Consider the following 502-nt stretch of genomic DNA (forward strand, 5'->3'; position numbering starts at 1 on the left):
AAGTCCGACCCCGGCCTGATCCCCAACATGGTCTCCGAGATTATCCGGTGGCAGACACCGTTGGCCTACATGCGCCGAATCGCCAAAGCTGACACCATCTTGAACGGTCAGTTCATCCGTAAGGGCGACAAGGTCGTGATGTGGTACGCCTCGGGCAACCGCGACGAGCGTGTGTTCGAGCGGCCCGATGACTTCATCATCGACAGGGCCAACGCCCGTAACCACATCGCCTTCGGATTCGGCGTACACCGGTGCATGGGCAACCGACTGGCCGAGATGCAGTTGCGGATCCTCTGGGAGGAGCTGCTCCCCCGCTTCGAGAACATCGAGGTCGTCGGCGAGCCGGAGTACGTGCAGTCCAACTTCGTCCGGGGGATCAGCAAGATGATGGTCCAACTCACCCCCAAGGCTGGAACATAATGCCGCAGCGGGCCCTTGTCGTGGGGGCCAGCCATGCCGGAGCCCAACTCGCGGCGAGCCTGCGGCAGGACGGGTGGAGCGG

2 protein-coding genes are annotated in these 502 nt (G+C 63.1%); both read left to right on the top strand.

The genetic code is table 11. From position 1 onward, the window contains the following. A partial coding sequence (locus IY392_RS16645) for a cytochrome P450 (protein ID WP_194861828.1) occupies window positions 1–420 on the top strand: 420 nt, incomplete at its 5' end. After that, the coding region (locus IY392_RS19705) for a nucleoside-diphosphate sugar epimerase/dehydratase (RefSeq protein WP_375292928.1) at window positions 417–502 on the top strand (86 nt) is incomplete at its 3' end. The genes IY392_RS16645 and IY392_RS19705, both read left to right, overlap by 4 nt.

This window comes from Dietzia sp. SYD-A1, from assembly GCF_015356725.1.
GTDB lineage: Bacteria > Actinomycetota > Actinomycetes > Mycobacteriales > Mycobacteriaceae > Dietzia.